23 protein-coding genes and 1 pseudogene are annotated in these 26265 nt (G+C 69.4%); 11 read left to right on the top strand and 13 right to left on the bottom strand.

The window, feature by feature from the left end; all coding sequences use genetic code 11:
- Window positions 1-17 precede the first annotated feature (17 nt).
- Entirely contained in the window at window positions 18-671 is a 654-nt protein-coding gene (locus HNR68_RS11085; RefSeq protein ID WP_179720165.1) for a Pr6Pr family membrane protein, read from the top strand.
- A gap of 3 nt (window positions 672-674) precedes the next feature.
- Here HNR68_RS11085 and HNR68_RS11080 read toward each other — a convergent pair whose 3' ends face one another.
- From HNR68_RS11080 to hisD, 7 genes are all read right to left on the bottom strand, one after another.
- Window positions 675-2252, bottom strand: a complete 1578-nt coding sequence (locus HNR68_RS11080; RefSeq protein WP_179720163.1) for a PTS sugar transporter — start codon at window positions 2250-2252, stop codon at window positions 675-677.
- Between the two features lie 90 nt (window positions 2253-2342).
- Window positions 2343-2507, bottom strand: a complete 165-nt coding sequence (locus tag HNR68_RS11075; RefSeq protein WP_179720161.1) for a hypothetical protein — start codon at window positions 2505-2507, stop codon at window positions 2343-2345.
- 568 nt (window positions 2508-3075) lie between these two features.
- Window positions 3076-4407, bottom strand: a complete 1332-nt coding sequence (locus HNR68_RS11070; RefSeq protein WP_179720159.1) for an MFS transporter — start codon at window positions 4405-4407, stop codon at window positions 3076-3078.
- A 270-nt stretch (window positions 4408-4677) separates the two neighbouring features.
- A complete protein-coding gene (locus tag HNR68_RS11065) occupies window positions 4678-5817 on the bottom strand; it encodes a DUF371 domain-containing protein (protein WP_179720157.1) in 1140 nt (379 codons plus the stop codon).
- A 2-nt stretch (window positions 5818-5819) separates the two neighbouring features.
- Window positions 5820-6473, bottom strand: a complete 654-nt coding sequence (kamC, locus tag HNR68_RS11060; protein WP_179720155.1) for a 16S rRNA (adenine(1408)-N(1))-methyltransferase KamC — start codon at window positions 6471-6473, stop codon at window positions 5820-5822.
- A 112-nt stretch (window positions 6474-6585) separates the two neighbouring features.
- The gene (locus HNR68_RS11055) at window positions 6586-7920 is read right to left on the bottom strand and encodes an MFS transporter (protein WP_179720153.1); all 1335 of its coding nucleotides are present in this window, start codon (window positions 7918-7920) and stop codon (window positions 6586-6588) included.
- A gap of 26 nt (window positions 7921-7946) precedes the next feature.
- Window positions 7947-9266 (bottom strand): histidinol dehydrogenase, encoded by a 1320-nt coding sequence (gene hisD / locus HNR68_RS11050; RefSeq protein WP_179720151.1) that lies wholly within the window; start codon window positions 9264-9266, stop codon window positions 7947-7949.
- A gap of 109 nt (window positions 9267-9375) precedes the next feature.
- Between hisD and HNR68_RS11045 the strand changes: the two genes are divergently transcribed.
- The gene (locus tag HNR68_RS11045) at window positions 9376-10467 is read left to right on the top strand and encodes a substrate-binding domain-containing protein (RefSeq protein ID WP_179720149.1); all 1092 of its coding nucleotides are present in this window, start codon (window positions 9376-9378) and stop codon (window positions 10465-10467) included.
- A gap of 418 nt (window positions 10468-10885) precedes the next feature.
- On the opposite strand, the gene HNR68_RS11040 is transcribed toward HNR68_RS11045, so the two are convergent.
- Genes HNR68_RS11040 through HNR68_RS11030 form a run of 3 tightly spaced genes read right to left on the bottom strand, consistent with a single transcriptional unit; the run spans window position 10886 to window position 14587 of the window.
- The gene (locus HNR68_RS11040; protein ID WP_179720147.1) at window positions 10886-12028 is read right to left on the bottom strand and encodes an acyl-CoA dehydrogenase family protein; all 1143 of its coding nucleotides are present in this window, start codon (window positions 12026-12028) and stop codon (window positions 10886-10888) included.
- A 14-nt stretch (window positions 12029-12042) separates the two neighbouring features.
- A complete protein-coding gene (locus HNR68_RS11035) occupies window positions 12043-13866 on the bottom strand; it encodes an AMP-dependent synthetase/ligase (protein WP_179720145.1) in 1824 nt (607 codons plus the stop codon).
- Between the two features lie 34 nt (window positions 13867-13900).
- Complete coding sequence (locus HNR68_RS11030) at window positions 13901-14587, bottom strand: TetR/AcrR family transcriptional regulator (protein WP_218888258.1); 687 nt, start codon at window positions 14585-14587, stop codon at window positions 13901-13903.
- A gap of 125 nt (window positions 14588-14712) precedes the next feature.
- On the opposite strand from HNR68_RS11030, the gene HNR68_RS11025 reads away from it, so the two are divergent.
- Window positions 14713-15936 carry an oxygenase MpaB family protein gene (locus HNR68_RS11025; protein WP_179720143.1) on the top strand — a complete coding sequence of 408 codons (1224 nt, stop codon included), beginning with the start codon at window positions 14713-14715 and terminating at the stop codon, window positions 15934-15936.
- Window positions 15937-16011: 75 nt separating this feature from the next.
- A complete protein-coding gene (locus HNR68_RS11020; protein ID WP_179720140.1) occupies window positions 16012-17244 on the top strand; it encodes an oxygenase MpaB family protein in 1233 nt (410 codons plus the stop codon).
- Here HNR68_RS11020 and cas2e read toward each other — a convergent pair.
- The 3 genes and pseudogenes from cas2e to HNR68_RS11005 form a co-directional block, all read right to left on the bottom strand.
- Window positions 17233-17430: pseudogene (gene cas2e / locus HNR68_RS11015) on the bottom strand (type I-E CRISPR-associated endoribonuclease Cas2e); the annotation flags it as partial. The gene HNR68_RS11020 and the pseudogene cas2e overlap by 12 nt on opposite strands.
- Window positions 17431-17435: 5 nt before the next feature.
- On the bottom strand, window positions 17436-18416 hold the full coding sequence (cas1e, locus tag HNR68_RS11010; protein WP_179720138.1) for a type I-E CRISPR-associated endonuclease Cas1e: 981 nt from the start codon (window positions 18414-18416) through the stop codon (window positions 17436-17438).
- Window positions 18413-18544 carry a type I-E CRISPR-associated protein Cas6/Cse3/CasE gene (locus HNR68_RS11005; RefSeq protein WP_179724897.1) on the bottom strand — a complete coding sequence of 44 codons (132 nt, stop codon included), beginning with the start codon at window positions 18542-18544 and terminating at the stop codon, window positions 18413-18415. Before HNR68_RS11005 ends, cas1e begins: the two co-directional genes overlap by 4 nt.
- A gap of 145 nt (window positions 18545-18689) precedes the next feature.
- Between HNR68_RS11005 and cas3 the strand changes: the two genes are divergently transcribed.
- Genes cas3 through cas6e form a run of 7 tightly spaced genes read left to right on the top strand, consistent with a single transcriptional unit; the run spans window position 18690 to window position 26248 of the window.
- A complete protein-coding gene (gene cas3, locus HNR68_RS11000) occupies window positions 18690-21107 on the top strand; it encodes a CRISPR-associated helicase Cas3' (RefSeq protein WP_179720136.1) in 2418 nt (805 codons plus the stop codon).
- Window positions 21104-21451, top strand: a complete 348-nt coding sequence (locus tag HNR68_RS10995) for a hypothetical protein (RefSeq protein WP_179720134.1) — start codon at window positions 21104-21106, stop codon at window positions 21449-21451. Before cas3 ends, HNR68_RS10995 begins: the two co-directional genes overlap by 4 nt.
- A complete protein-coding gene (gene casA, locus HNR68_RS10990) occupies window positions 21448-23079 on the top strand; it encodes a type I-E CRISPR-associated protein Cse1/CasA (RefSeq protein WP_179720132.1) in 1632 nt (543 codons plus the stop codon). The genes HNR68_RS10995 and casA overlap by 4 nt, the downstream gene beginning before the upstream one ends.
- Window positions 23063-23662, top strand: coding sequence for a type I-E CRISPR-associated protein Cse2/CasB (casB, locus tag HNR68_RS10985; protein ID WP_179720130.1), 600 nt, complete (start codon window positions 23063-23065; stop codon window positions 23660-23662). Before casA ends, casB begins: the two co-directional genes overlap by 17 nt.
- A complete protein-coding gene (gene cas7e / locus HNR68_RS10980) occupies window positions 23659-24825 on the top strand; it encodes a type I-E CRISPR-associated protein Cas7/Cse4/CasC (RefSeq protein ID WP_179720128.1) in 1167 nt (388 codons plus the stop codon). The genes casB and cas7e overlap by 4 nt, the downstream gene beginning before the upstream one ends.
- A complete protein-coding gene (gene cas5e / locus HNR68_RS10975; protein ID WP_179720126.1) occupies window positions 24822-25568 on the top strand; it encodes a type I-E CRISPR-associated protein Cas5/CasD in 747 nt (248 codons plus the stop codon). Before cas7e ends, cas5e begins: the two co-directional genes overlap by 4 nt.
- Window positions 25559-26248 carry a type I-E CRISPR-associated protein Cas6/Cse3/CasE gene (gene cas6e / locus HNR68_RS10970; protein ID WP_179720124.1) on the top strand — a complete coding sequence of 230 codons (690 nt, stop codon included), beginning with the start codon at window positions 25559-25561 and terminating at the stop codon, window positions 26246-26248. Before cas5e ends, cas6e begins: the two co-directional genes overlap by 10 nt.
- The last annotated feature ends 17 nt before the right edge of the window (window positions 26249-26265 follow it).

Raw genomic sequence — 26265 nt, 5'->3', positions numbered from 1 at the left:
GATCGTGTGGGGTGGGCATGGCCAGGCCGTGGGCGGCGCTGTACCGGACCGCCGTGCTGGTCGTCGCCGTCCTCGGGGTCTACCTGACCACGAAGGACGGCGTCCTCAGCTCGTTGGTGTACTTCACCGTCCAGAGCAACGTGCTCGTCGCGGTCGTCTTCGCCTGGACCTGCTGGGCGACGCTGCGCGGCCGCGGGCAGCCGCCGGCCTGGCTCAAGGGCGCCACCACGGTCGCCATCGCCATCACCGGCCTGGTCTACAACCTGGTGCTGGCCGACGCGCCGTTCCAGATGACCCCCGGCACCTCCGGCACCGCGGACCTGTCCAACCAGCTGGTGCACGTCGTCACCCCGATCGCCGTGGTCGCGGACTGGCTGCTGTTCGACGAGCACCGCCGGTTCCGCTGGGCGTGGGCGATCACCTGGCTGGCCCACCCGATCGGGTACCTGGTGTTCGCGCTGGTGCGGGGCGCGCTGCTGGACGGCCCGCACCGCTACCCGTACCCGTTCCTCGACCTCGACGCCCTCGGCCACGACGGGCTCGCGCTCAACGTGCTGGTCTACGGCGGCGCCTTCTGGCTCCTCGGCCTGGCGCTCGTGGCCGTGGACCGCGCCCTCCCCCGCAACACCGCCCCCGCCCAGGCCCCGGAGCCGGAGCGCGTCGCCGCCTGACGCTCAGGCGCGCTGCGCGCGGCGGTGGTGCAGGTTGACCAGGGCGGTGACGGCGAAGGCGCAGGCGCAGGCCGTGACCATCGCCAGCGCCATGCCGAGCTTGTTGGTCGCCAGGAACGGCGGCAGGAACGCCGGGAGGTAGGCGGTCGCCTCCGACCCCGTCCACCCCACCAGGGCGCCCCCGGCGGCCGCGCTGAGCAGCGCGCCCGCGAACACCCGCTTGTCGGCGAACAGGAACGGGTAGGCCGCCTCCACGAAGGTGCCGAAGCCGACGTTGACCGCCGCCCCCGACGCCGCGAGCGCGCGTTCTCCGCTGCTGCGCGGGAGCACCGCGTTGGCCAGCGCGATGCCGAGGCTGACCATGACCAGGCCGACCATGTCGATGGCGCCGAAGAAGCTGTGCCCCTTCTCCCCCATCTCCACCAGCACGAGCGGCAGGATCACCGCGTGGTAGACGCCGCCGATGATCGCGGGCCACATCACCAGCCCGGCGACCGCCCCGGCCAGCAGCGGGTTCCACGCCACCAGCGCCTCGACCCCGGTCTTGACGCCCTCCCCGATCGCGCTGGTCAGCGGGGCCAGCGCGAGGTGCACGACGAGCCCGCCGAGCAGCCCGGCGAGACCGCCGGACACGATGTTCGCCGTCGTCGCGGGGAACCGCCGGGCCAGCGTCCAGCTCAGCAGGGTGGACGCCAGGACCCCGGCCAGCACACCGCCGACCAGGCCGCCGAGGACGCCGCCCTGCGCGGAGAGGATCCCGGCCACCGCACCGGCGACCAGGCCCACCTCGTCGAGCCCGGACACGCGGCGCGCGGCGACGGCGGCCACCACGACCGGCAGCCCGTCCAGCAGGGTCTCGAAGACCGGTTCCAGACCGTCCAGGCCGGGGACCCGGCTGAGGGCCAGCACCAGCGCCAGCGCGATGAACGCGGGGATGCTGCCGACCATGGTCCCGCGGACGCTGATCCGCCGCCACGGGCTCCCGCCGGCCGCCTGAGTCGTCGCGCTGCCGATGACCGGCCGGTACTTCAGCCCCCAGTGGCGGGCGAGCCCGGCGACGTAGGACACGGCGCGGGTGGCGCTGGTCGTGCCGGTGGTGCCGGACGCGGCGACCAGGTCGACGCCGAGCGCCTGCGCCGCGGCCAGCGAGGTGCCGCCGGTGCCCGCGGCGGGCGCACCGCGTTCCGCCGCTGCGGCGACGGCCCGGCTGTTGGTGTCGTCCGGGTCGGCGCTGACCAGGACCAGGCCGTCGACCTCGCCGGAGCGCACCAGCTCGGCCACCCGCTCGTCGTGCGCCCGGGCGGCCTCGTTGACCTCGGCGAGCGTGCCGGTGATGGCGCGTTCCGGTGTCCCGGACCCGAGCGTCCACAGTGCCGCGGCCGTGTCGTCGGAGGCGTGGTCCATCGAGGACTCGGCCGCGACGAACTGCACCGCGGCCAGGGTGATCCCGGCCGCCTCCAGCTGGCGGGCGATGTCGGCGAGCAGACCGGCCGGGTCGTGCCCGCCGTGGCTGTGCAGGTTGCCGCCGCTGCTGCCGAGGATGGCCACGCGCTTGGTCGCGCTGCCGCCGGACCGGGTCAATCGGACCTCCTGGAGAACCGCTGGGCGGCGCCCAGACGGCAGGCAGCCTAACAGCCCGGTTAACCCATTCGGGTGAGTCGCGACCGCAGCTCAGCAGGGCTCGGGCGTCAGCCCGCTGTCGAGCACGGTCACGTCCTGCGCGAACTCGCACGCGGGGGCGACGACGTGCTGGACGCTGGTGAGGCCGTGCGCTGCGACGAGAGCGGCGGCCGCGAACACCGCCGCGGCCGCGATGCGGACGACGGTCCGACGCATCGGTGTCTCCTCCGGGGAACGACGTGTGATCACCACGCTCGCCGGGGACCACCCCCTGCGCCCGCCCACGACCACCATCGTGCGTCACGCGAAAACCCTTCGGACGCGCCGCGTGGCCCGGGGTGCGCCGAAACCAGCGTCGGCACGGGACAGCACTTGCGCCCCGCGCCTGCCCGTCCCGGCCCCGCCCCCGACGAACCGGACGGGGCCCCAGCTGGTCACCGAGCCCGGCACGTCACCAAGGCCCACCACCTCGCCGAAGAGTCATGACCACACCACCCGCCGAACCACGGCGAGCCGAAGTCCTGTCCCGCCCACGACAAAGGTCGTGAGCGCAAGAACCGGTCCCAACCGGCCCCAACACTCACGACCCGTTCCCGACCACGGCAAGCGACCACTGGCCCAAACACGACAAAGGTCGTGAGCGCGGAGACCGGTCCCAGCCGGTTCTCGCACTCACGACCCCTTCGCGACGGCAAGGACCGCTCGTCTTGGCATGAAAGAGGTCGTGAGTGCGGAGGCCGGTTCTGGCCGGTTCTCGCGCTCACGACCACGGGGAGGACGCCGGTCAGGCTGCCACGGGTTGGGGCATGGCGGCGGGTCGCTCCGCCGGGCGCAGCTCCTCGACCAGCTCCGGCACCAGGCCCTCGACCGGCTCGTCCACCAGCTCGTCGACCGGCTCGTCCGCCAGCTCGTCGACCGGCTCGTCCGCCGGCTCCTCGACCGGCTGGTCGGCCGTGGCGACCGCCGCGCGCTTGCGGTCCAGCCCGGTCATGGTCACGGCCAGCACCATCCCGACGCCCGCCAGCGCCACGCCGACCAGGTTCGGCGCCAGCAGACCGAGCCCGTGCGCGATGACCAGACCGCCCGCGTAGGCACCGATGGAGTTGGCGATGTTGAAGGCGGACTGCAGCGCCGCCGACACCAGCGAGGGGGCGCCCTCGGCCTTCTCCATGACCAGGGCCTGCATGATCGGCGCGACCATGAACCCGACGACACCGATGGCGAAGACGGTCACCGCAGCGGTCACCTTGTTGCCCGAGGTGAAGGTGAACAGGCCGAGCACCGCGGCGACGCCGACCAGCGCGGTGTACACGCCGGGCATGACCGCCTTGTCGGCGATCCGGCCGCCCAGGTAGTTGCCCACGGTCATGCCGAGCCCGGCCAGCGCCAGCAGCAGCGTCACGGAGGTCGAGGAGTAGCCGGACACGTCGGTGAGGATCGGGGTCAGGTAGCTCAGCACGGAGAAGGTGCCGCCGAGGCCGAAGGTGACGATGGCCAGGGCCAGCCACACCTGCGGGGAGCGGAAGACGGCGACCTGGTCGCGCACCGTGGACTGCCCGGGGGCGGGGCGGCCCTGCTCCGGCACCAGCCGGACGATGGCGGCGACGCCGGCCAGCCCGATCGCGGCGACCACGGCGAAGGTGGCCCGCCAGCCGAACTGCTGGCCCAGCAGCGTGCCCAGCGGCACACCGACGACGTTGGCCAGGGTCAGGCCCATGAACATCATCGAGACGGCCTTGGCCTTGCGACCGGGAGCGACCATCGTGGCGGCCGCCACGGCCCCGGCGCCGAAGAAGGCACCGTGCGGCAGGCCGCTCAGGAAGCGGAAGAGCATGCCCAGCCCGGCGTTGGGCGCGAGAGCGAAGAGCGCGTTGCCGGCGGTGAACATGCCCATCGTCAGCACGAGCATGGTCTTGCGGGACAGGCGAGCGCCCAGCAACGTCAACGCGGGAGCCCCGACGACGACGCCGAGGGCGTAGCCGGAGATCAGGTTGCCTGCGGTCGGGATGGACACACCGAGCTCGGCGGCGGCCTGCGGCAGGACGCCCATCATGACGAACTCGGCGGTGCCGATGGCGAAGGCGCCTACAGCGAGTGCGACCAGCGCGAAGGGCACGGTTCTCCTCTCGGGGAAGGAAGGGAAGTTCGGCGGACCAGTTCGCTGCGTGTCGGGGATGCGACGATCTGGATCGATACAGAGAGCGAGCCCGAAGAGAACTCTCGTTCCGTCGGAGTGGAGCCCCCCATCGGCCGCCTGGTTCCCAGTCTCCGAGCCGGACCCCCCTCGCGTCCAGCCGAATCGGCGTGAACCGAAACACTCGGTAGTCGCGACCCAGCCCACGGGTAACCCAGATGGGCTAACAGGCCACCGCGACCAGGCGGCCGGTCACTCGCCGTTGTCGCCTGCGAGGCCCAAGACGATCTCGTACGCCTGGCGCCGCGACCAGCCGGCCGAGGCCATCAGCGCGCGGGAGATGGTCTTCTGCGGGACCCCTTCGTCGAGCAGCGCCCGGACCAGCCCGGCGGCGTCGACCTCGGTGTCCGCCCCGGCCCCGCCGACCGGGGCGACGCAGCAGAAGACCTCGCCGGAGGCCGGCAGCCGCGCCGCGGTGCCCAGCCGGGGCCGCTCCGCCGCGGACGTCCCCACGGCCACGGTCGCCACCGCCCGCTCGCCCTCGACCTCGCCGAGGAGCTTGCCCAGCTGGTCGGCGCCGCACCGGAAGACCACCGCCGCGTTCGCGTGGCGGCGCAGGGCCGCGGTGATGCCCCGTCGGCTCGTGTCGTCGACCAGCACCACCGGCGTCCGGGTCGACGTCATCGCGGTCACCGCCAGCTGCGCGGGCAGGCCGAGCACGTCGAGGGGCACGTCCGCGGCGAGCAGGTCGGGGACCACGTCGCTGCGCGCGGCGACCGCCGTCACCACCAGGACGCGCTCGCCCTGCTCCAGGGCCGCGCGCAGCCGTGCCCGGTCCGCCTTGCGGGCGTCCAGCGCCCGCGCCGCGCCGAGCAGGGCGCGGGCGGGCTGGTCCTCGACGACCACGTGGTCGGCGGCGGCCACCTCGGCCGCCAGCCGCGGGGCGTCGCCCTCGCGCGCGTGGAAGAGCACGAGCCCGCCGGGGGCCTCGCGGTCGCGCTCCACGGTGACCTCCACCTCGGTCCCCGGGTCCTGGAGCCGGTCGAGGAGGTCGCGGGGCAGCTCGCTCGCCGCGAGGTCGGCGTCGGTGGCCAGCGTGCCCGGCAACCGCTCGGAACTGCGCCGCACCACGGCCGTGGCCCCCGGGCGCCACGCGGAGTTCGCCACCGCCCGCACGGTCGCGCTGCGCCCACCGGCGGTGAGGGTGATGCGCACCGGCCCGGCGATGCCCGGGGCGTCGAGCTGCCGCACCTCGGCGGACACGCCGACCACGCAGGTCGCCCGCGGGGTGATGTCCGGGTCGACGGCGAACTCCAGGGTCTTGCCGTGCGTGGCGCGGATGTTGGCGTGCCCCCGGCACACCATGCGCAGGAGGACGTCCGAGCTGTCCACGATCACTTCCCGATGACGCCCGTGAGACCGAGGACGTCGAGCTCGTCCCGGGTCGACCCCAGCCGCCGGGTCCACGACGTGGCCAGCGCCTCCAGCTCCTCGGCGCCGAAGTACCGCGCGCCCTCCAAGGTCCACCCGGCGTCCGCGTAGTAGGGCGCCAGCTGCTCCATCGCCGAGTCAGGGGTGGGCTCGGGGTGCTCCCCCACCTCGGGAACGGGCGGCCGCCACGCGTGCAGGTTGAGCGTGACCAGGAACGTCGCGCCGGGCACGCACCGCCGCGCCAGCCCCCGCAGCATCTCAGCGTCGGACCCGAGCATCCCGCGCAGCAGGCTCCCCCACGGCATCAGGCAGTGCAGCTCGGTGACGCTGTGCAGCTCGGGCGGCAGGTCCTCGGCGGCGGCCCACACGCAGAGCAGGTTCGGCGCACCGCCCTTCTTCGGCGACGCGGCGGCCTTGCCGGCGACCTTCTGCATGTTGTCCTTGGCCGCGTCCAGCGCGATCACCAGCGTGTCCTGCGCGTCACGCGCGATCCGGTAGGCGTGCTTGGCGTTGCCCGCGCCCACGTCGAGGACGACGCCGCCGGGGTGCCGCTCGACCATCGCGGCGAACTCCTCCGCGGCGAACTCCACGACGTTCTTGCCCACCACCCTGCGCATGGGGCTCAGTCTATGAGGGCGCACCTCGGCCAGCCCGAGCCCGTCGCAGCGGCGCCGTGCACAGTGGACCCGGGAAGCGCAGCCGCGGTGCCACGGCTGCGCTTCCCGGGGGTCAGGCGTCCACCGGCTGCCGCGAGGGCTCGCGCAGCCCGTGCAGGCTGCGGTGGCGGGTCTCCGGGGCGACGCCCATCGAGACCGCCGCGATGAGCGCCCCGGCGGCGACGAGCGCCGCCACGCTCCACGACGCCCCGTCGGACCACAGGATCAGCGAGGTCGCCAGCAGCGGGGTGAAACCGCCCAGCAGCACGCTGCCGATCTGGTAGCCGATGGACACCCCGCTGTAGCGCACCCGCGGCTCGAACAGCTCGGCGTAGAACGCCGCGATGGGCGCGAACACCGCCCCGTGCGGCACCGCGAGCGCGATGGCCAGGGCCAGCGCGATGAGCACCGGGGACCGGGTGTCGACCAGCCAGAAGAACGGCCACGCGTAGGCGGCCATGAACAGCGCCCCACCGATGAACACCGGCCGGCGCCCGACGCGGTCCGACAGCGCGCCCCACAGCGGCAGCGCGGCGATGTTCAGCGCCGCCGCGAGCAGCACCCCGGTCAGCCCGGCCTGGCGCGGCAGACCCAGCTGCTGGGTGATGTAGGTGAGGATGAAGACGGTGAACACGTAGTAGTTCCCGCCTTCGGCGAAGCGGACCCCGATCGCGATGAGGATCTGCTTCGGGTGGGTGCGCAGCACCTCCACCAGCGGTCGGCGCGACGGCCCGCTGGACTCCAGCGATCGCGCGAAGGACTCGGGCTCGGTGATCCGGAACCGGATGTACAGCCCGACCAGCGCCAGCACGATGCTCACCAGGAACGGCACCCGCCACCCCCAGCTGAGCAGCTGGGGCTCCGGCAGCAGCGACACGACGCTGAACACCCCGGTGCCCAGCAGCAGGCCCGCGGACACACCGGTCTGCGGCCACGCGCCGTACCGGCCGCGCTGCCCGTCGGGGGCGTGCTCGACGGCCATGAGCACCGCGCCGCCCCACTCACCGCCGACCGCGAAGCCCTGCACCAGCCGCAGCAGCACCAGCAACGCGGGCGAGGCGATGCCGACCTGCTCGTAGGTGGGCAGCAGGCCGATGAGCGTGGTGGCCGCACCCATCAGCGTCAGGGTCACGACGAGCGTCGCCTTGCGGCCGAGCCGGTCGCCGTAGTGGCCGGCCACGAAACCGCCGAGCGGGCGGGCGATGAACCCGGCCGCGAAGGTGCCGAACGCGGCCAGCGTGCCCGCCGCGGGACTGATGCTGCTGAAGAACAGCTGGTTGAAGATCAGTGCCGCGGCGGTGCCGTAGATGGTGAAGTCGTACCACTCGATGACGCTGCCGATGGTGCTCGACGTCAGGGTTCTCGACGCCGACGGGGCTCCGGCACGCGTCGTCGCGTTGGAGGACATGGGCGGTGCGCCTTCCGTGGGACGGGTCAGGACCAGGCGGTGGCGTGGGGCGCCCACGGCAGGTCCGCGCCACCGTGCTTGGCGGCCCGGACGTCGCCGGAGCGGGCGTGCCCCTCGAACAGCTCGACCCGGGCGGCGCGCCCGCACACCTCGCCCAGGTGCGCACTGGACGCCGGGTCGGTGACTTCCTGGTAGGTCACGGTCTTGAGGTACTTGCCGACCCAGAGCCCGCCGGTGTAGCGGGCCGCGCCGCGGGTGGGCAGCACGTGGTTGGTGCCGATGACCTTGTCGCCGTAGGAGACGCAGGTGCCCTCGCCGAGGAACAGCGCCCCGTAGTTGCGCATCTTCGCCAGCGCTTCGCGCGGCTGCTCGGTGAGGACCTGCACGTGCTCGCTGGCGTAGGTGTCGGCGAGCGCGTAGGCCTCGTCGAGGTCGTCGACGACGTGCACCTCACCGTGGTCACGCCACGCGGCCTCGGCGTTGTCGCGGGTCGGCATCCCCGGCAGCAGCTCGTCGACGTGCCGCAGCACCGCGCGCCCCAGCTTCTCGGAGGTGGTGATGAGCACCGCCGGCGAGTCCGGACCGTGCTCGGCCTGGCTCAGCAGGTCCACCGCCACCACGAACGGGTCGGCGTGCTCGTCGGCGACGACGAGGACCTCGGTGGGACCGGCGAACAGGTCGATGCCGATCTCGCCGAACAGCTGCCGCTTGGCCTCCGCGACGAACGCGTTGCCCGGACCGGCCAGCATGTCCACCGGCGCGATGGTCTCGGTGCCCAGCGCCATGCTCACCACCGCCTGCACGCCGCCGAGCAGGTAGATCTCGTCGGCGCCGGCCAGGTGCATGGCCGCCACGGTGGCGTCCGGGACCTCGCCGCGGATCGGCGGTGTGCAGGCCACCACGCGCGGCACGCCGGCGGTCTTGGCCGTCAGGATCGTCATGTGTGCGGAGGCCAGCAGCGGGTACCGCCCGCCCGGCACGTACGCACCGGCCGCGGAGACCGGGATGTGCTTCTGCCCCAGGTGCACGCCGGGCAGCGTCTCCACCTCGAACTCCTGCAGCGACGCCAGCTGCCGCTCGGCGAAGCCGCGGACCTGCCGCTGGACGAACTCGATGTCGTCGAGGACCTGCTGCGGGACGCGCGCGACGATCTCCTCGACCTGCTCCGCCGACAGCCGGAACGACTCAGGCTGCCACCCGTCGAACTTCTGCGAGTACTCGCGGACCGCCTCGTCCCCGCGGGTCCGGATGTCCTCGATGATCGCGGCGACCTTCTGCTGCACGTCCGGCAGCGAGGTCGTGGTCGCAGCCGAGGTGGTGGCCGGGGCCTTGAGCGCGTGAGCCATGGGTGCGTGATCCCTTCGATGTTTACGTACACATCGCACTGTAGGCGGCTAGGGTGTTTACGTAAACCCAGAATCGGGTCTCCCTCGATCCAGAACGTGGAGGTGCGCGGTGGTCACCAGCCGCGACGTGGCGCAGCTGGCCGGCGTGTCGCAGATGACGGTGTCCCGGGTCCTGCAGGGCAGCGACAAGGTCGCCCCGGCCACCCGGGAGCGCGTCCTGGCGGCGATGAAGGAGGTCGGCTACCGCCCGCACGCCGCGGCGCGGACCATGCGGACCCGGCGCACCTCCACCGTCGGCGTCGTGGTCGCCGACATCACCAACCCCTTCTACCCGCAGCTGCTGGAGGCGGTCGGCGCGGCGCTCGACGCGGCCGGTCAGCGCATGGTGCTCTGGAACGCCCCCGACCCCGGCGGATCCAGCGCCCTGCAGGCGCTCGACGAGGGCATCGTGGACGGGTTGGTCTTCACCACCGTCACCGAGGGCTCTGAGCAGCTCGCCGAGGCGGTCCGGCGCGGCGACCCGATCCTGCTGCTGCACCGCGGGCTGGACTCGCTGGAGTGCGACCAGGTCACCACCGACAACCTCAACGGCGGCCGGGCAGTGGCCGACTACCTGGTGACCACCGGGCACACCCGGATCGGCTACCTGCAGGGCCCCGAGCAGACCAGCACCGCCCGGCACCGGGAGCGCGGGTTCCGCGACCGCCTGGCCGAACTCGGTCGGCCGCTGGCCGACGAGCTCACCCGCCAGGCCGGGTTCGCGCACGACCGCGCGCGCTCGGCCATGCGCGAGCTGCTCACCCAGGACGACCCGCCCACCGCGGTCTTCTGCGCCAACGACCTCACCGCGCTCGGCGCGGTCGACGCGGCGGTGTCCCTGGGCCGGCGCGTTCCCGAGGACGTGTGGGTCATCGGCTACGACGACATCGCCCTCGCCGCGTGGGACTCCTACGACATCACCACGGTCCGGCAACCCATCGCGGACATGGCCCGCGCCGCCGTGCGCCTGCTCCTGGAACGCATCGACGACCGCTCCCTACCGCCCCGGAAGGAACTCTTCCCCAGCGAACTCGTCATCCGCAGCTCCACCGCCAACACCCCGGCACAACCCGAGAACCGGCGACCCACCGAAGCGCCAGTCCACAGTGGAATTCCCTGCGTGCGCACGCTCAGCAGCCAGCCGCAAGATCGGGGGCTTTGAGCCGCGTGTCCTGCGCCCCGCCCCCCGACGAGCGACCCTCCTCCCGGTGACGCGACAGTTTTAGGCAAAACTGGCACCCGTATCCGGCGCTAGCGACCCGCCAGTTTCGCCTAAAACTGACAGCCCAGGCCCACGCTGGGGAGGCGTCAATTTCGCCTGAAACTGACAGCCCAGGCCCACGCTGGGAGGGCGTCAGTCTTGCCTAGAACTGGCAACTCCAACTCACGTCGGGGTGTTGGTTGCGTGGTTGGGGGTGGCCGGCTGGGCGGTGGGCGGCGGATGAGCCGCGAGGGGCGCCCGGGGCCGCCGCCCACCGCCTGAGCGCTGCGACGGAGACGTCCGCAGTGGACACCTCCGTCGCACCCCCAGGAGCTTCAGGTCTCACCCCCAGGAGCTTCAGGTCTCACCCCCGGGAGCTTCAGAGACCGTAGGTCTTGCCGATGATGTCGCGCTGGATCTCGCTGGTGCCGCCGTAGACGGTGGAGACGATGCTCGCGCGGTGCAGCGACTCCATGCCGTACTCGGTGGCGTAGCCGTAGCCGCCCATCATCTGCATCCCCTCCAGCGTCATGTGCTTGGCCAGCTCGGTGCACTTGAGCTTGGCCATGGAGGCTTCCCGGGCGAAGACCTCGCCGGGGTGGGCGTCGATGGTGGCGGCGACGTCGTCGAGCAGCAGCCGCGCGCACTCGAGCTCGGTGGCCAGGTCGGCGATGCGGTGCTTGAGCGCCTGGAACGAGCCGATCGGGCGGCCGAACTGCTCGCGCTCCTTGACGTAGGCGAGGATGTCGTCGAAGGCGCGCCGGGCGAGGCCGTACATGTTCGCGGCGAGGATCATCCGCTCCAGGTTGAGCCCGGCCATCAGCTGCGCCCAGGCGTTGCCCGGTGTCCCGACCACGGCCGAGTCCGGCACGAAGCAGTCGGTGAAGTAGAGGTCGTTGACCTCCTTGCCACCCATCGTGTCGATGCCCCGGATCTGCAGACCGTCCACATCGGTCGGGACCATGAACTGGGTGAGCCCCTGGTGCCGGTCTGCTTCCTGCGAGGTCCGGGCGACGAGCAGGACGTGGTCGGCGAGGTGGGCGTTGGAGCACCAGGTCTTCTGCCCGTTGATCACGTACCCGCCGGTGGTGCGCTCGGCGCGGCAGGTCAGGGCGGCGACGTCGGAACCGGCGCCGGGCTCGGACATCGAGATGGCCTCCACCCGGCCGTTGACGACACCGCCCAGCACGACGCGCTTCTGCTCCTCGGTGGCGAACTTCTCGTAGCTGGCCGCGGCGATGATCGTCGTCGCGAACCCGCTGATCGGCGCGCGCCAGTAGGAGGTCTCCTCCAGGAACAGGCAGAGGTCGGCCATGCCCTGCCCAGCCCCGCCGTACTCCTCGGGGATGGCGATGCCCAGCCAGCCGAGTTCGGCCATCTTGGCGTAGAGCTGGGGGCTGTGCTGCTGCACGCCGCCGTCGGTGAGCTTGTCGCGCTGCTCCTTGGTCCCGCACTCCTTGCGGCAGAACTCGCCGATGGCGGTGACGAGGTCGCGGCGTTCGTCGGTCAGGTTCCGTGGCATGTTCGGGCGCCCCCTCACTGGTACAGGGAATCGATGGTGGCGGCGTAGCGTTCGTGGATCACCTTGCGCCGGAGGCTGAGCTTGGGCGTCAGCTCGCCGGAGTCCGCGGTCCACGGGCCGGGGACGATCCGGTACTTCTTGACCTGCTCCACGCGGGCGAGGTGGGTGTTGGCCTGCGCGACGACCTCGTCGAGCGCGGCGTGGACCTCGGGGTGGGCGGCCAGTTCCACCAGGTCGCTCGTGGTGATCCCGCGGGCGCTGGCCCAGGCCGGCGCGCCTTCCTCGTCGAGGACGAGCAGGGCGGTGACGTAGTGGCGCCGGTCCCCGATCGCGACCGCCTGGGCGACGAGCGGGTGTGACCGCAGCAGAGACTCGATCTTGGTCGGGGCGATGTTCTTGCCGCCGCTGGTGATGATGATGTCCTTCTTGCGGTCGGTGATGGTGACCATGCCGCGCTCGTCGATGGTCCCGACGTCACCGGTGGCCAGCCACCCCTCGGCGTCGGTGGCGTCCTCGACCTCCCCGCTGGCGTTGAGGTAGCCGGAGAACACCACGGGTCCGCGGACGAAGAGCTCGCCGTCCTCGGCCGTTCGCACCTCGATGCCCGGCCCCGGCCGGCCTACGGTGCCGAGCGCGAACGCGTCGGGACTGCTGACGGTGGCCGCGCCGGTGGTCTCGCTCAGGCCCCACACCTCGTAGACCGTCAGCCCGAGACTGGCCAGGAACTCCAGCACCGCCGTGGGGATCGGCGCGGCCCCGCTGGCCGCGCGGCGGCAGTCGTCGAGGCCGACCGCGGCTCGGATCGGGCGCAGCACGGCGCCGTCCAGCCGGTCGTGCTGCTCCTGCAGCTCGGCCGGGACCTCCTTGCCGGCGGAGCGCAGGCGGAAGACCTCCAGCGCGACGTCGCGGGCCTCGGCCACGGCGGCCGCCTGCTCGCCGCCGAGCCGGCCGAGCTGCGCCTCGAGACCGGCGGCGAGCTTCTCCCACACCCGCGGCACGCCGAAGAAGCCGTGCGGGCGCACGGCGACCAAGGTCGGCAGCAGCTGCGCTTGGTCGGGACAGATCGTCACGTGCCCGGCGTTGCAGATGGGCATGTAGATGCCGAGCACCCGTTCGGCGATGTGCGCCAGGGGCAGGTAGGCCACCGTCCGCGGGTGCTCCGGAACGGGGATCAGGTGCTCCTGCATCAGCGATTCGTGGATGACGTTGCGGTGCGAGAGGACCACGCCCTTGGGCTCGCCGGTGGTGCCCGAGGTGTAGACGACGGTCAGCGGCGCGTCGGGGGTCGCCGCGTCGGTGAGCTCTTCGAAGGTCGTGCTGAGGTACTCCGGTGACGGGACGCCGCGCAGTTCGTCGTAGCTGACGAATCGGTGCGCCGCGGCGGGGGTGATCGCGGGGTCGAGGGCGACGACGGCGCGCAGGTGCGGCAGCTCCTCCAGCACGGGTTGCCAGCGCTGCCACTGCTCGGCGCCCTCCAGCACCACCACGGTGGCCGCGCTGTGCTGGGCGACGTAGCGGATCTGCTCGGTGCTCAGCGTGTCGTAGGTGGTGCAGGGCAACGCGCCCAGGTGGATGGCGGCCAGGTCGACGACCCAGTGCTCGGGCCGCCTCGACATGGCGATGAGCATCCGATCGCCCTTGCGCAGCCCGAGCGCGGACAGGCTCCGGGTGAGCGCGGCGACCTCGGAGCGCAACTGCGACCACGTCCACGTCGTCGCGTCGTCACCGATGCCGTCGGTCAGCGCGGGGTGGTCGGGGTAGGACCGCGCGTTGCGGCGCAGCAGTCCGGGGATCGTCTGTCCTCTGGCGGCGTGGTCGACCTGGCTCGTCGTGGACATGGCCGGTTCCCTTCGTCGCGAACAGCGGCGCTGTCTATTCCTTCGTGGTGGGAGGGTCGAGCATGGGGACGAGGAAGCGGTGGGCGATGGCGCGCACCTGCTCGTCGTCGTCGAGATCGATGAGCTGGCTGGGTGTGACGAGGAACGAGGTCGAGACGCGGACCATCATCTCGGCGATCACGTCCACGTCGAGGTCGTCGGAGATGTTGCCGGCGCGCTGCTCGCTGCGCAGCCGTCCGGCGACGAACCGGCTGACGGTGGCCATGGTGCCGCCGCCGTCGCCGACCAGGGACGGCACGACGGTCTCGGGTTCCACGGCCATCAGGCCACCGATGAGCGGGTTGCGCCGGAACGCGCGCAGGGAGCTGACGAAACCCAGCTCCACGCGGTCGGCGACGGTCCCGGCGTCCTTGATGTCGAGCAGGAACTGGTCGAAGTAGCGGCGGAACTCGCGCCGGATCACCTGCTCGACCAACGCGTCCTTGGTGGCGAACCGGCGGTACACGGTGATGCGCGAGACGCCGGCGCGACGGGCGACGTCCTCCATCGTCGACCGGCGGATCCCCGTGCGGCAGAACTGCTCGTACGCCGCGTCGAGCACGCGCGTGGTCGTTTCGTCGGTGTCTTCGGCTCGTTCCACGGCCTCGGCGAAAGCGCGCTCCAACAGCGAGGCCGACTGGTCCGAGCGCGGGGCGATCAGGCCGGAGAGTACGGGCTCCAACTGAGCCGCCTTTCGTTCGAGAGGGTCTGGTGTTCCACCTCACATCGTGCTCTCATGATACGGCGAAGCACTTCGCGTATCAAGGTTTCAGCCCGGGGGGCGCGACTCGAGGAGGAGTTCCGCCGATGGAAGAGCTCAGCAGACGCAAGGCACTGATGGCGGGCGGCGCTCTGGGAGCGCTGGGCGTGCTGGGAGCGGCAGTCCCGGCCAACGCGCGTGCACTGTGGACTTGGTCGCAGCGAGGGGCGGTCCCGGCCGCCGGCGGCCCCACCCCCGCGGAGATCTGGGACACCGTGGCGGACCCGGTGATCGCCTCACTGCTGGAACGCGGTGACGTCCCCAAGGTCAACGAACTGCTGCGGACCTGGATCCGCAACGACCAGCCGCTGCCGGACGGGTTGCCGACGGACGTGCGGGACCTGCTCGAAGAACTCCGCCAGCTGCCCTCGTGGGTCGACCACGACAAGCTGGCGCAGGCCTTCGACTTCTACAAGCGGCGCGGCCTCTACCTGGGCGTGCTGTACGCCATGGCGAGCGGGATGGTGAGCACGGTCATCCCCAAGGAGGCGCGGGCCGTCTACTACTCCTACGGCGGCGCCAACATGAAGGACCGCATCTCCAAGACGGCCAAGCTGGGCTACGACATCGGCACGCAGAACGCCTACGTCCCCGACGGGTCGATGATCATCACCAGCGTCAAGACCCGCATCGTGCACGCGGCGGTGCGCCACCTGCTGCCCCAGTCGCCGCACTGGAACGACGCCGCGCCCGAGGAGATCCCGATCAGCCAGGCCGACACCATGGTGACCTGGCACAGCCTCGCCACCACCGTGATGCGCAAGATGCGCGAGTGGGAGATCCCGATCAGCGACGACGACGCCGAGGCCTACCTGCACGTGTGGCAGGTGACCGCGCACATGCTCGGCGTGCGCGACGAGTACATCCCGAAGTCCTGGGACGAGGCCAACTCCCAGGCCGACCAGGTGTTGACGCCCATCCTGGAACCGACTCCGGAGGGCAAGGACCTGGCCAACATCCTGCTCGACATGGGCAAGGACCTCGACGGCACCGTGCTCACCCGGCCGCTGCTCGGCTCCTTCACGCGGTACACGCTCGGCGACCAGATCGCCGACTGGCTGGAGATCCCGAAGGAACCTGTCTTCGACCCGCTGATCAACACGTTCTGGCGGCCGTTCATCGCCGCCCGCGAGTTCGGCCTCAACTTCCCCGGCTCGAAGGAGACGTACTTCCTCTTCGAGGAGTTCATCCGCCAGGTGGTCCTGGTCTACCTGTCCGAGGCCAACTTCCCGATCAGCATCGAGATCCCCACCCACAACCGTCCGTCCTAACGCGACACACCGAGGCCCAGCGATCCGCGAGGCCGCACACCGACGACGTCGACTACCCGGAGGAGGAGCACGAACATGGTGGAGTTCAGCAGACGCAAGGCGCTGATCTCAGCAGGCGGCCTCGCGGCGCTGGGCGCCTTGGTCGCGACCGCGCCGGCGCAGGCGCGGGCACTGGTCGGCTGGGACTGGTCGCCCCGGAACTCGGTCGCGGGCCGGGGAGCCGGTACCGACCCGGCCTACGTCTGGGACCCCGAGGGCGACCCGTTGCTGTCCTCGCTGTTCGACCGGGGCGTGATCCCGAAGGTCAACGAACTGCTGTGGAACTGGGAGCGCAACGACCAGCCGCTGCCGGACGGACTCCCCGCCGACCTGCGGGACTTCATGGAGCACGCCCGGCAGCTGCCGCCGTGGGCCGACCACGAGAAGCTCGAGCGGGCGGCCGAGTTCAACAAGAGCCGCGGGCTCTACCTCAACCTGTGCAACGGCCCGGGCGGCGGCATCCTCGCCACCGCCATCCCCAAGGAAGCACGGGCGGTGTACCACTCGGCGGGCGGCGCGGACATGGAGGACCGGGTCGCCAAGACCAGCCTCTTCGGGTTCGCCGTCGGCTCGCTCAACGCCTACCGGCCCGACGGCAAGTGCATCGTCGAGTGCGTCAAGACCAGGCTGGTGCACGCGGCGGTCCGCCACCTGCTGCCGCAGTCCCCGCACTGGAAAGCGGGAACCGACGAGGAGATCCCGATCAGCCAGGAGGACATGCTGGTCACCTGGCACACCCTGCCGACCTTCGCGATGCGCAAGATGCGCGAGTGGGAGGTCCCGATCAGCGACGACGACGCCGAGGCCTACCTGCACCTGTGGCAGGTCACCGGGCACATGCTCGGCATCGCCGACGAGTACATCCCGGCCACCTGGGACGCGGCCTACGCGCAGTCGGACCTCATCCTGGCCCGCAACATGGGTCCGACCTGGGAAGGCGTCAAGCTCACCGACATCCTGCTCGGCCAGCTCGCCGAACAGACCAGCCCCGCGAGCATCAGCCGGCCGCTGTGCAACGCGCTCGCGCGCTACCTGGTCGGCGACCAGGCCGCCGACTGGGACGGCATCCAGCACGAACCGGTGTGGGACCCGGTGGTCCGCGAGGCGTGGCCGCTGCTGGTGAAGTTCCGCGAAGGCCTCGTCCCGTTGCCGATGGTGCCCGAGGTGGCCTGGACGATCGACGAGGCGCTGCGCCAGTACATCCTCTTCTACCTCACCAAGGGTGAGGAGACGAAGATCGAGATCCCGACCCACAACCGTCCGGAGTGACCACCGTGCCGAGCAGGACGAGCCGCCGGCGGTTCCTCGGGTACGTGCTGGCCAGAGCTGGTCGCGGACTCGGGCGGACATCGAGCCGACGTAGAGGCCGGGCGCAGGTTCGGTGAGCCACCGGCTCAGCGACCCGCGGACGTAGTCGGGCACAGCGGTCGTGGAGATGACGACGAGGTTGGGCATGGTGGCTAGCCGTCTCCCTGTTGGGCGTAGTTGACACCTGCGTCGACAGGACCGAGCTCGGGGTCCCAGAGGTGGACGAGTTCGATCTCCTCGGGGTCATCGAGCTCGTCTGTGCTGGTGCTGCTCTCGGGGTCGAGGAGTTCTTGGATGTCCCGGACGATGGTGGGCATCAACTTGTAGAGGTAGAAGTCACGTCGTAGACGTCGACGAGCTTCGCGATCGGGGTTCGGGTGCTTGTGGAGGGCGAACGCGAGCGGGACGGTGTGCGTGGCCTTGTAGAGGTCGGCGACGTCGTAGACGAAGGAGTGCTGTTTGCCGCTGTGGATGAACCCCAGTGCCGGTGAGCAGCCCAGCGCGAGGATCGCGCTGTGGACCGCCCCGTACAGTGCGGTGTTGGCTGCCGACAGCGCTTGGTTCACCGGATTGCCCTCGTCCCAGTTGTGGGGATCGTAGTTCCGCCGGAACCCGCGCAGCTTGTGCTTGTCCGCCAACGAGCGGTAGAGGGTCTTCATCCGCTGACCTTCCAGTCCGCGCATCTGCTGCAGACTCGTCCCCTCGGGCAGGTCGGTGCCGAAGCGCTTTGCGTACATCCGGGTGGCGACCTGCAGGCGGACGTTCTCGTCGCACCACGCCCGGGCTTGGCGTTCGAGCCAGGCGGTGGTCAGGTTCGGTGGGTGACTACCGGAGTACAAGCGCACTCCGCCAGCCCCGGTCCACAGCACGGTGGTGCCGTGACGGGCACAGGTCGCCATCGCCGGCTGGGTCGCCGAGGTACCTGGGCCGAGCAGCAGGCAGGAGATGGCTGCAACCGGGAGGTAGGTGCGGCTGGTGGTGCCGTCTGCCTGCTCGACTTGAGCGCAGACGCCGGTGTCGTCCTGGACCACGCGCACCGCTTCGAGATAGAGGAACGACAAGGAATCGCCGGCGCGTGGCAACATCGCCACCGTGGGCGCTGTGAGCAGCCGCCGCGGATCCGGAACGCTCATGACACGGATGGCACGGGGCCGATGCTGAGCAGCCCGCACCCGTAGGCGCGGGCCCTCCCGATCCCGTCGATGATCGCGGCCCGCAACCGATCGGGGTCTGTGACGATGGCGGCGCCTTCGCTGGTCAGGTCGTTGTGGAGTTGTCAAAGAACAACGGAACGGTACCGCGCGCCAGAGCGGACACGGAAGTTGCTCCATATGGGGGAGTTTCTGCGAGATTCACAAGATTCCCGCTCGAACTGTCAGACGCAGCCTGCATGATGTCCGCCGCAGATGATCTTCAAGTCCCCGTGGCGTGAAATCTGGGGTGAGCGGGTGTTCGGGGTCGGTGTCAACGCTCCGGTGTGGGGAGCGTGGGGGAAAGCCGGCAAGGAGGAAGTGCCACACCCCCTGGTGTGCCATGCGATCGATACCGCGGCTGTCGCCGAGCTGCTCTACGACGTGCTGCTGGGTCCTGGAGTTCGACGCGATCTGGAATCTGGCCTGGCCCCGCTCGGGGACGTGCGGTCGTGGGTGGCGGTGTTGTGCGGGCTGCACGACATCGGCAAGTGCAGCCCGATCTTCCAGGCGATGCGTCATGACTTGGCGGTCGAGTACCTCGGTGATGAAGTCAAGGAGCTGGTGAACGCACTCCATCGCGGCTCCCGCGACCACTCTGTGCGGACACCACACGGCACGCTGACGGCCGTGCACCTGCGCAGGTGTCTGGACGAGTGGGGAGCTGGAACCCGCCTGCGCGACACGCTCGCCTACGGCCTCGGTGGCCACCACGGTTCCCTGTTGTCGGCCCGAGCTGTGCAGGAAGCGAGCACGAAGGTGAAGCACCACGGGAGCGAACCGTGGTATGAGCTGCGCCGCTCACTGGTGCGAGAGGTCTCACGACTGTGGGGCCTCGGAGATCCAGCAGATGCCAGGTGGAGTGCGGCTTCTCTGGATGTACCGGGCATGGTCGGTCTCGCTGGTCTTGCTTCGGTTGCGGATTGGGTCGCCTCCGACACCGACAACTTCCCCTTTGCTGGTGCGGAGCTGGCCAGTCTCGACGCCTACCTCGCCACAGCTCGGAAGCGGGCGGCCGAGGCGGTGGTCGAGAAGCTCAAGTGGAAGCGGTGGATACCGCCGCACGACACGTCCTACTCGGCGTTGTTCGGCGGCCCTCAACGGCCACTGCAGCAAGCCGTCGAGGAGGTCCTCGCCGACGTGGTCGAGCCTGGTGTGCTGGTCATCGAGGCGCCTACCGGCGAGGGCAAGACTCGCGCAGGTTTCCAGGCGGCGGCAACCCTCGTCGGCCGGCTCGGCTTGACAGGGATGTACTTCGCTCTGCCGACGCGAGCGACCGCTGCCCAAGTCCATCACGAGCTCAGCGAGGTGGCTTCCGGTCTCGGGCTCGAGCAACCACCGAACTTGGTCAAGGCCGGTCCTACTGTCGCCCCTTCCTGCATCGACGAGGACGGCGATGGCGCTCACGACGGACACGAGTGGTTCACTCGCAAACGCGGACTGCTGTTCCCCGTCGGCGTGGGCACGATCGACCAAGCGCTGCAAGCGGTGATCCGCTCTCGGCATGTCTTCGTTCGGTTGACTGGACTGTCGGGCAAAGTCCTCGTCCTCGATGAGGTGCACGACGTCGACGCGCACATGACCACGTTGCTCCGCCGCCTGATGTGGTGGTGCGGCCGGTTCGGCATGCCCTGCGTATTGATGTCGGCCACGTTGCCCGCGGGCGATCGCGAGCAACTCATCGCGCACTGGCGTGCTGGGCGGAACCGACTCGCGCCCGGAGCTGTCGAACCGTTGCAGGCAGTCCGAGGCGGGCAAGTGGTCACCTGGGTCGGTGCTACCGGAGAAGCACGGAGCAAGTCGATCGGCTTGTCCGCCACCAACGCCAGACGGCCTGCCGTGGCCGTGCACCACCTCGCCGACGAGGATCTCGTGGACTGGCTTCGCGCCCGTGTCAGCACACGAGGCTGTGCGCTGGTCGTGCGCAACCTCGTCCGCGATGCCGAGCAAACCATGGCTCGGTTGACCGAAGAGGTGCGAGCGTGGGAGGAGCAACCCGAGCTGGTCTTCCTCACAAGCCAAGTTCTCGCAGGAAAACGGACGGCGATCGAGCAGAAGCTGCGCCGTGAGTTCGGCCCAGACGCGACGAGCCGACCTCATGCCATCGTGATCGGGACGCAAGTGCTCCAGCACAGCTTGGACGTGGACTTCGACCTGTTGGTCAGCGATCTCGCGCCGGTCAACGAACTGATCCAACGCCTCGGGCGAGTGCACCGCCATGATCGCGATCCCCTGCAGCGCTCGTGTCCGATGCCGGAACTCGGTCTGATCCAGCCACACACAGGAAGGGATGGGCCGAAGTTCGCACAGGGCCTGCACAACGTGTATCCGACCGCGCTGCTCTTGCGCACGTGGTCGGTGCTGTGGGGGCGCACGGAACTCAAGTTGCCCGAAGAAGCACCGGAGCTCGTCCACGCCGTGTACACCGATCACATGCCGCCGCAGGGGAATCTGCGGCCACGGTTCGAGAAAGCTGAAGCAACCCTGTTCCGGCAGGAGAGCGATGACGAATCACGAGTACGCCGCTTCTACCTACCGCCGTTGCGCCCGATCGACTCGGTGCGGCGTCTGACAGATCAACCCACTGTCGCAGCACGAACTCGCAAAGACACTGCGTGGAAAGACCGAGCATGATCGACGCGCTCGACCTGGAGCCCTTCGACGTCGTGCTGCTGCGACCCGGGGCACCGCATCCGACAACGCTCGACGGCATCCCCATCGACCTCGACCCGGAACACGACCTCACCGAACACGAGCAACAGGCACTGCTCAATTCGAGCGTGCAGGTCTACGCAAGCGACCTCACGCCTCGTGCCTACGAGGTCGTGTGCGGCCTCCCGATCCCGACCAACTTCATGCGCAGCGGTTGGTTGCACAACCACCATCTGCTCGTGCTCGACGGGGCCGCCCGCAGCGGGCCAGTGCGCTTCACAGTGGACGAGGTCACCGGACTGCGCATCGAGGAGGACGAAGAATGACCACACCGTCCTTCGACCTCACCACAGAACGCTGGATCCCAGTGATCCGCTGTGATGGCCGCCCGGACACAGTGAGCCTGCGCGACGTGTTCCTCCAGGCACACGAGCTGCGCTGGCTCGCAGCGGAGGCGGCCTCGATGACCGCAGCGTTGCACAGGCTTTTGCTGGCGGTGTTGCACCGCGCCGTGGGCGGCCCGACGACGTCAGAGCGGTGGCGAGAGCTGTGGACCGCACCTGCGTTGCCAGCCGATCAGGTGCATCACTATCTCGACGCGCACGCAGACGAGTTCGACCTGTTCGACGCGCAACGCCCCTTCCTGCAGTGCCCAGAGTTGGGGAAACTGGAGGCGCGATCAGCGGCGCAACTGGTGCACTTCCGGTCCGCGGGCAGCAACGGGACGTTGTTCGACCAAACCACGGCTGCGGACACTCTGATCCTCTCTCCTGGTGAGGCCGCACGGTGGCTGGTGACGGTCCAGTCCTACGACCCTGGTGGCACGAAAACGGCTTTCACGAAGACGAAGACTTCTCAGGCCGGCTTGTGCAATCGGTTCGGAGTCGTCCTCGTCGAAGGCAGCACGCTCAAGGAGACGCTGCTGCTGAACACGTGCCTCTACGACCCTGCCAATGACTTGCCGTGGAGCTCCGCGCACGAAGACCGGCCCGCATGGGAAGCGGCGCCCCCTGGTCCGGAACCGTCCGAACGGCTCCCCTACGGCTGGCTCGACCTACTGACCTGGCCAACCCGCCGGGTCTTGCTACGCCCCACCGGTGATGGCACCGCGGTCGATGGTGTGGCGATCACCCCAGGAACAGCGTTGAAAGGTGACGAGCTCTACCGCGCTGAACTCATGGCCGCCTTCGAGCACCGCGCCTCGAAGAAGAAGGACGATGCCGGCTCGTGGAATCCCGTACGGCTGCACGAACTGCGCGGAGTGTGGCGCCACGCGCGCGAGATGCTGTTGGTCGACGACGAGCAGCGGCATCAGCGGCCACGCGTGCTCGACCACGTCGCCGAGCAGGTCGAAGAAGGCACGCTGCCGCGGGATGCGGTGTTCACCATCCGCGTGTTCGGCCAGCAACTGGATGACAGTGGTGGCGGCTCGGTCTACACCTGGCTCGAAGAGCAAGTTCCGGCACCCGCCGCACTGCTCAACGCTCGCAACCCCGAGATCGGTGGCGTGCTGGGGAGTTGCGTAGCGCTCGCCGACGAGCTTGGTGACGCTTTGCTCAGGCTGGCTGAGAACTGCCGAGCCGCGTTCCGCGCCGAACACGAAGCCAAGGAGAAACGCAACGCCAAGCACAACTTCGGCTTGACCCAGGACTACTGGCCACACCTCCCTGCACCGTTCGCAGAACTGCTGCTTGATCTGGGCCGCGCTGTCAACGTCGGCACTTCACCGAAGGCATCTGTGCTGGAGTGGAAGCACATCACCTGCGACATCGCCAGGAGAGCTGCTGGGCGTTTGGTGACGCAACTGCAGGAACGACAGGGCAGGCACCTCTACGAGTTCGCCGGTGCTCATGAGGAGTTCGAACGGAATGTCTCCAAGCAACGCCGGATCTTCGACGACCGGGTCACAGCATTCCTCCCACAGCATGGAGTCGACGATGACGAGCGAGAATGAGCTCTCGTTTCGTGAACGGCGGCGAAAGGCGTTCGTCGATCATCTCGGCAGTCTCGCGAACGACTTGACGTCGGGGAAAAAAGGCGACGCGCAGGCAGCGCGCCGAAAGCTGGCACAGCTACGCCGCTCGGTCACCGGGAACCGGTACGAGAACGAAGCCCTCGCCACCGTGTTCGAGTGCGGCCCCCCACAGGACGAGGAACACATCTGGCTGTTCATCGCCGGTTTGTTCGCACTCAATCCGCAGAACGGGTCTTCGGGTCTTCCTCTTGGGACCGCACTGCGAGAGCTCGACCGTCAGCGAGTCAGCTCCACTGCGCAGAAGCGGCTCCGGCAACTGTTGGCCGCCGACGCCCATGCGCTCCCGCACCACCTGCGTCAGTCACTGCAGCTGCTGGCCAGTCACGACATCGCCGTGGACTTCCACGCCCTGCTCGATGACGCGGTCACACTGATGCGCCGCCCCCGTGATGAAGAACGCGCACGTGATGTCCGGTGGAAATGGGCACGCGACTTCCACCGAGAGCGCAACAGCACTCCCAAGGACGACAACGGCAAGGAACCCCAGGAGAGCGACCAATGATCCTCGAACTGCACCTGCTCCAGTCCTTCCCCGTCAGCAACCTCAACCGAGACGACCTCGGCCAACCCAAGAGCGCGACGTTCGGCGGCGTACCGCGCGCTCGAATCTCCAGCCAGTCGCTCAAGCGAGCGGCACGAGACTTGTTCGCTGAGCACGGCTTGGACCCGACGCACCTCGGGTCCCGGACGAAGCGTCTGGTCACGAAAACCGCAGAGGTCCTCGGTGAGCGCGGACACGACGCCGGAAAGGCCGCAGAGATCGCTGCCGAGGCACTGCACTTGCTCGGCTTCGGGGTAGAGCAGACGCAGCTGACGCAGTACCTCCTCTTCGTCGGCAAGGACGCGATCGATCTGCTCGCCAACTTCTGCGAGCAGAACTGGAGCGCGATCGACAAGTCGCTCACCGAGGCGAAGGAGGAAGCGGCGAAGAAGAAGAAAACGAAGTCGTCGAACAAGCCAACCAAGCGCGCCAAGGTCAAACCAAGCAAGGAGTTCGCCGCTGCTGCCAAACGCATCTTCGACGCCACCCGCGCTGCGGACATCGCCCTGTTCGGTCGCATGATCGCCGACAACACCGACTTCAACGTCACTGCCGCATCACAGGTGGCGCACGCTCTGTCGACACATGCCGTCACGACTGAATTCGACTACTACACCGCGGTCGACGACCTCAAGCGCGATGCCGAGCCCGGGGCGGACATGATCGGCACGATCGACTTCAACAGCGCCTGCTACTACCGGTACGCCAACCTCGATCTCGCCCAGCTGGCCAAGAACTTGGACGGCGACGACGAACTCGTCGCAGCGGCCGCCCGCGCGTGGCTCGGAGCATTCATCCACGCCACTCCGGGTGGGAAGCAGAGCACGACCGCGGCGCGCACCATGCCCGAGACCTTCCTCGGCACAGTACGTACTCGCGGTGCCTGGAACCTGGCCAACGCCTTCCTCCGTCCGGTGACCGGCACCGACCTCCTGGGCACCTCCACCGAACGACTGTTCACACACTTCAAGGCACTTCGCGACTTCTACGGCACCGAGGACTTGCGCACGGTGGTCGGCGCCGCACTCAGCTGCAGTAACGACACGCTGCCCACCGCGGACGTTGTCACCAGCGTCGGTGAGTTCACCTCTCGGCTCCTGGCTACGGCACTGGATCACGCATGACCCACACTTTGGCGCTGTGCCTGGACGCTCCGATGCAATCCTGGGGATTGCGCTCCCGCTTCCAGAGCCGCGACACCGCTCAAGAACCCACCAAGTCTGGAATCGTCGGACTGCTGGCAGCTGCCCTTGGTATACCACGCCACGACACAGACTCGATCAGACGTCTGGCGACGGTCCGCATGGGGGTACGCGCCGACCGCGAAGGGATCGTCGAGCGCGACTTCCACACCGTGAACAACGTGCCGAACACCGAGGGCAAGAAACACCGCACGATCCTCAGCCAGCGCTACTACCTCGCCGACGCGTTGTTCCTCGTCGTGCTCGAACATCCCGACCGCGAAGAACTGGTCCGCTGGCACACCGCACTCCATCGTCCACGATGGCCGCTCTACTTCGGCCGCCGAGCTTTCGTACCCGCACGACCTCTCGTCGCTCCCCACCCGGACGACGAGTGCCTGGGTATCGCAGACCGATCGCTGGAGGCCACGCTAGAAGGACATTGCTGGCTGGAGAACCGGTCTGATCTTCGAGAGCGCGCGCGAAGGGCTCTAGCCGAAGGGCAGGAGCACCTCTTGCGCACCCTCATCGACACTGACCCGACCGACGAACTCGCTGAGCCACGGCAGGACGTTCCTCAGTCCTTCCATCCACGGAACCGCCTGTTCACGAGCCGCTCAGTCCGCACCGGACACGTCCCGCTCACCACCGCTTTGATCCACTCCGGAGCACACCCGTGTACCTGAGCCGACTCACCCCTGACACCACCGCGCACGCGTTCCGCCGCGACCACTGCGACCTGCACCAGATGCACCGCACCATCATGTCCGGGTTCCCCGACACCACCGCAGGTACACCCGCACGAACACACCACGCCGTGCTGTGGCGACTGGATCCCGCGCGCACCGGCTTCACCCTGTACGTCCAGAGCCGCACACGCCCGAGCTGGGACCACCTCGACGGCTACCTCTCCCGCCCGGCCGAGGTCCGCGATCTCTCTCCCCTGCTCGATGCGCTTCAACCGGGCCAGTCATTCGCTTTCCGGCTGATGGGAAATCCGACCAAGCGCCTGCGCCTCGAAGACCAAGGCGATCCCGACCGGGTGAGCCGGCGCGACAACCGCTACCCGATCCTCAAACCGGAAGCTCAGATCACCTGGCTGATCAAGCAAGGTGCCAAGCACGGTTTCGCCATCCCAGCCGACACCGGCGACCGTCCCGACGTAGCCGTCACGTCCTTTCCTAGACTCACCGGACTCCAAAGCGGTCAACGCCTGAACAAACTGACTGTCTCCCCAGTTCGCTACGACGGGCACCTCATCATCACCGACCGCGATGCCTTCATCGAGGCCGTCGCCAACGGCGTCGGCCCCGCGAAATCCTACGGCTGCGGGCTGCTCTCCCTCGCTCCACCGCATCGCAACTGATCCATCGCCAAAACGAC

Origin of the sequence: Saccharopolyspora hordei, from assembly GCF_013410345.1 — a bacterium.
Taxonomy (GTDB): domain Bacteria; phylum Actinomycetota; class Actinomycetes; order Mycobacteriales; family Pseudonocardiaceae; genus Saccharopolyspora; species Saccharopolyspora hordei.
This window is presented reverse-complemented; position numbering and strand designations above follow the sequence as displayed.